The 5,368-nt window shown below is 31.9% G+C and carries 4 protein-coding genes; all 4 read left to right on the top strand.

The window, feature by feature from the left end; all coding sequences use genetic code 11:
• Nucleotides 1-238 precede the first annotated feature (238 nt).
• The gene (locus LF817_RS19845) at nt 239-1,417 is read left to right on the top strand and encodes a spermidine synthase (protein WP_253937545.1); all 1,179 of its coding nucleotides are present in this window, start codon (nt 239-241) and stop codon (nt 1,415-1,417) included.
• A gap of 274 nt (nt 1,418-1,691) precedes the next feature.
• A complete protein-coding gene (locus LF817_RS19840) occupies nt 1,692-2,048 on the top strand; it encodes a DnaJ family domain-containing protein (RefSeq protein WP_253937544.1) in 357 nt (118 codons plus the stop codon).
• 22 nt (nt 2,049-2,070) lie between these two features.
• Nucleotides 2,071-3,519, top strand: a complete 1,449-nt coding sequence (locus LF817_RS19835) for a gluzincin family metallopeptidase (RefSeq protein WP_253937543.1) — start codon at nt 2,071-2,073, stop codon at nt 3,517-3,519.
• Nucleotides 3,520-3,821: 302 nt separating this feature from the next.
• Nucleotides 3,822-5,066: an MFS transporter gene (locus tag LF817_RS19830; protein ID WP_253937542.1), complete on the top strand. Its 1,245-nt coding sequence runs from the start codon at nt 3,822-3,824 to the stop codon at nt 5,064-5,066.
• Nucleotides 5,067-5,368: the final 302 nt, after the last annotated feature.

Below are 5,368 nucleotides of genomic sequence, written 5' to 3'. Positions count from 1 at the left end.
TTGCTTCTTAAATTCATCAGTAAAGTTACGGCGATTCCTTGGGGTCATGTTTAGTCTCCTTGATTGAAATATTTAGTAAAGTGTAACTGACCTTAACGAAACTGTCCAAACAAGTGTAACCTTTCCATTGGTCCGCTAGTATGTGGGGAGTAGACATAGAACAATCGTTTCATAAGGGTGTAGACATGTCCCGTGCTGACACAAGAGGTTCTGAATAAATATTAAGGGTGGTCTAGAAGTGGAAAGTCAAATGGTAAACAGGGATTTATACAGTTCTGATAATTTTTTGCTGCATTCAGATGATTCACTTTTATCCAATGATAGAATCTTCGTAGGGAATCAGACTGATGATTTTGTTGTCTCCTCTTTTTTACAAAATTCAAAAAAGGTTCTAATGTTAGGTCTGGGTTATGGTGGAGCATTACGTGCGTTGTTAATTGATGACAATGAAGTTCAGGTAACTGCAGTAGATATTAATCCCAATTCAATGAGAGCAACAGCTTTAATTATGGAGAACTATTTTCCGGGAATATCAAATAAAGTAAACTATGTTCAAAGTGATGCATTACAATATTTAAAAGAATATAACGGCCAGCCCTATGATGTGATTTGTTTGGATTTATATACACGTGAAGGGTACCCTTTATTTATATTGCATGACGAATTTTGGATATATTTAAAAAATATATTAACAGAAGACGGTACAGTAATTTTTAATTCTTGGGGGCTTCCACAACAATTATCACCTTTAAAAGGTAATACAGTGCAAAAAAGTATTGCAAAATTTATGGGTGATCACTTTTCATATCTAAGTGCCTTACCTAATAGAAGAAACATCACTTTTATTGCTCACCTTCAACAAGTTCCCGTAATTAGACAAATAGTGAATACGGAAGACTTTAACGCAATTGACCGACTTATTGTAGAGTTTTTTCCTCAAAGAATAAAATATGCAAAGAAAATTAAATCTGAGAATTTTAAAACACTAGAAAACGACGTTATTTTAACGATGGATGAATTCAATGATGAGATGTACAAAAGATGGCCACATTTAGTTGAAAAATGCAATGAGGCATTGGTGGATCTTGGTTACACTCAAATTAGGGACATAATGGAACTTTTAGATGATCCCATAAAAGCTAAAAAAATGACAAAATTACTCTTAGAGAGGAATGCAATTGAAAGTGCAACTATTCCGGTATTGGTCGGCGCCTACTCATTCCATAAACCCGAAGGATTGGATTGGTATTTATACTGGATGCTAGAAGAAGCAGAAGAGCTGATGGACACTCACAAAGAGTGGGTTATTAATACAGCCTTGTGGCAGTTATTAGAAGTGGCAGCTAACCCATATGCCAATTATGATTATTGGGCAAGTGATATTGAACTACTGTTTAATAAGCTAGGTCTAAGATAAGTTAAAATGAAAGAAATATTTTAATAGCAATACCTCCCTTTCTTAAGTTCTATTTTGGTTATAAAGATATTAAGACTTTTATCAATTTCCAGTTGAAGTGTGGGTAAGATTTCTAGTATTTACTGAATAGCCCAATAGGTTTCACAATATTTTTGTAGCTTCTCTTTAAAATAAGCTTATTTTAAATTCACCAAATCTGGATATTATGAAGAAAGATGTGCTTAACACCCACACCCCAAAACAAGTGCAAAATTATTAAAAGGATGGGTTGTTTATGAAAGATAAAGATAATTCAAACTTAAGAGAAAACATTACATATAAGGACCACATTTCGCAAATAGTTCATGAAGCGGAAAAGAAGGGTGATTTCGACAATTTACCAGGAAAAGGGAAACCTTTAAACTTAAATGATAATTCGATTAATAGTTACGACGCTCAACTTAATAAAATTCTAAAAGATAACAATGTATTACCAGAGTGGGTTAAGCTGGGAAATGAGATAGATTCTTTAATGGACCAGTTAAGCTCTTCTAGTCCAAAAGAAAAAAGAAAATTAAAGAAGGAATTAAATAAAAAAATTAAGAATTATAACTGGCAATGTCCTCCTTCACTTCAGAAAAATTCACTATAAGTATAGAAGGGGCTTTATGTGAATGTACACAAAAAAGAAATTATTAACTGATGATACTGATATAGAAAATCTTATTAGAACCATAGCAATAACAACTTGGAAACAAAGAATAAATCCTAAGAAAAGTTTTAATGACTTGAGAAGTATTAATGAGACCTTAACAAGTTTGCTTAATAACCATAGAACATCCAATGATTTTAAAAAGCTAATAAATGCGTTTGAAGGAAGCAATGAATTTGTAATACAAGCTATAGTGAGAGAACACAAGAAATACCTCAATAGGTATTTTGATATTCCTAAGGACTTGTACCAGCGATATGTTCTGAGTATGGATAATATGTTTATAGATTGGAATAATGCTAAATACAAAGGGAATATTAGAGACTATTTAACTACATTAGAAGATTATATAGAAATACTAAAGGAAATGAGTATTTTCTTAGGATATAAGGGGCATCCATACGAGGCTTTTTTATCAGAGTTTATACCAGAAATTACCTTAGATGAGATGGAAAAAATTATGGATGAACTCGAATTTACTGCTTTAAAGCAATTAAATAGGAATAACAACAATAACAGATGTATTTTATACAAAAAGTACTCTAAAGAAATACAAACAAAATTAATGGAATCTGTTCTTCAAGATTTAGGATTTGATTTTAGTAAAGGCTTGATTGTTGAAAGCTCTCACGCCTTTATGATGAAGTTAAATAGTAATGATGTTAGATTGGCAATTTCGGCTAATGAATATAACTTAGCTGATACATTGTATTCCACACTCCATGAGTTTGGACATGCTATATATGAACAAAACATAAGTTACAAAGAAGGTATTCTAAGCAGAGGAATCTCTCATGATTTCCATGAAGCACAAGCAAAATTATTTGAAACATTCATAGGAAAGAAAGATGGTTTTATAAATTACTTCTCTTTAAAAGCCAAAGGTTTCTTCCCAGAACTCAAAGATGATGAGATTGATAAAATGTTTAATGAAATACTTAAAGTTAATAAAAGCTTAGTAAGAACTAATGCGGATGAAGCTTCATTTATACTTCATATAATTATGAGATATAGACTAGAAAAAGGGTTAATTGGCGGAACGTTGAGTGTTAAAGATATAGATGACTATTGGCAAAAAATGTGTTATGAGTACTTCGGTAAGTTGCCCTCAGAATTCAACGAAAGTGCTTACCAAGATGTTCATTGGGGAATTGGAAATTTTGGTCACTTTCCATCATATATAATTGGGTTGGTTTATGGGGCTCATATCTACAAGTTATTAGATAATGAGATACCTTTATTGGAAAATAAAATATGTGAAGGAAAATTTAAGGACATCCATCATTGGCTTACAAAGAATATATACTCGCACGGAAGTATATTTACTAGTAGTGAGCTGTTTGAAAAACTTTCAAATGAAAAACCTAATACAGGACCCTTGTTGAGCTATTTAAAAGAACTAAAAAACTAAACAGTCGAATGAGTAATACACAAAACCGATCCCCTTATAACGCTTAATCTTTAATATAATTGAACTTAGGTGTTTTCTATTTATTTTAATAAACTCTTAAACATGCTAAACAACATCGATATTATTAGTTTTTGGAGGATGACCTTATAAAAAAATCATAGTATTAGAACCACCCTAGCTTTTTTAATCATTTTAAAATTAAAAGTTAAAATTGAAATAGCAATAATTACTAAATTAATAAAGGGGGGTTATGTCCACTGTGTGGTTCCGGTTGGATAACTTGGACTCCTAAGGTGTAATGTATGAAAATAAATAAAAAATGGAAAGATCCAATCTTATTACTGACTTCTATTGGAATTTCAAGTATAGGGGACTTTATTTATTTAGTTGCAATTAATATTATTGTATATCAACTTACAGGTTCAGCGGCGGCTGTAGCTGGGCTTTGGATCATAGGACCATTAACGAACATTGCGACTAAATTCTGGACTGGGAGTTTTATTGAGTATCGGAGTAAAAGAAAAGTAATGATGGGGTCTTATATAATTAGAGCTGTTTTCATTTTCTTGATTCCATTTTCTTCAAATATGGCAGTTATTTACGGAATATTGGTTATTTTAAATGTGGCAAAAGCATTCTTTAATCCATCGTCAATGACTTACATTGCTATTCTTGTTCCTAAAGAAAAAAGAAAACGTTTTAATTCTATTCGTTCATTTGCAAGTTCAGGGGCTTTCATAGTAGGACCTGCAATTGGTGGCTCGCTTATTTTATTAACATCTGTTGAAGTAACCTTATGGTTGAATGCACTGTTCTTTTTAATCTCAGCAATTTTATTGTTATTTCTTCCAGAAAAAGAAAATATTGATAAAGAAACAATTCCTAAAATGACGATTGCTCAGGTGATTGGTGACTTTACAGTCGTTCAGAAATTCATGATCAATAATAAATACATATCTTTTGTCTATCTTGGCTTTATTATGATAATGATATTTACATTTGCTATGGATGCTCAAGAGGTGGTTTTTACCCAGCGAGTGGTGGGACTTTCCGAATTTGAGTATAGTTTACTGATTAGTATAACGGGAATCGGTTCGGTGGTAGGAGCCCTTTTATTATCGGTATTTTCAAATAAAATTTCGCTAAGATATATGATTACTATAGGGGTGACCATGATGACGATTGGCTATATAATCTACGCAGTTTCGTGGTCTTTCACCTCTATCGTTGTTGGTTTTGTAGTCTTAGGTTTCTTTAACGTCTTCTTAAACGCAGGAATTATGACCTTTTATCAAAACAACGTTTCTGTGGATATTATGGGAAGAGTGACAAGTATTTACGATTTAATCCAAAGTATTATCCAAGTTATTTTTATTTTAGCTATTGGGATTGCAGCAGATCTTGTTTCTTTACGACTTACCATTATCACTCTGGCGTTAGTGATGTTTATATCATCTATAACTTTTTCAATTTTAGTATTAAAGCCTAATAAAAAAAGTTTTTATCAAGAAGATGATAGTCATCAAGATATACAAATGCATATTTAAGTTAAACAAAAAAGCAGGTACTTCCTAAACATGAAGGTCCCTGCTTTTATTATTTCCATTTCCTATTTTTTTTAATAAACAAACATCATTTAAAATTTTTGTCAAAAAAATATCAAACCAATATGAATAAAAAAGAGAGGAAACGCGAACATGGACTTTGTGAACTTGTTCCGTCTGTGACCGTCAAGTAGAAAGACACAGTTTTTGCTTATTAATTTGAAACACTTTCTTGGCCAAATATCGTTGTTCGATTTTTCATTCTATAGCTATCTCCATTTAGGTGAACGATCTCGACTCGATGC

Origin of the sequence: Halobacillus sp. A1, assembly GCF_024189295.1 — a bacterium.
Taxonomy (GTDB): Bacteria; Bacillota; Bacilli; order Bacillales; family Halobacillaceae; genus Halobacillus_A.
The sequence above is the reverse complement of the archived record's forward strand: the minus strand, read 5'-3'. Positions and strand labels throughout refer to the sequence as shown.

Excerpts from the sequence above, each read along its gene's own strand:
- LF817_RS19840 (WP_253937544.1), top strand. The coding sequence starts at position 1,692 with ATGAAAGATAAAGATAATTCAAACTTAAGAGAAAACATTACATATAAG.
- LF817_RS19835 (WP_253937543.1), top strand. The coding sequence starts at position 2,071 with ATGTACACAAAAAAGAAATTATTAACTGATGATACTGATATAGAAAAT.
- LF817_RS19830 (WP_253937542.1), top strand. The coding sequence starts at position 3,822 with ATGAAAATAAATAAAAAATGGAAAGATCCAATCTTATTACTGACTTCT.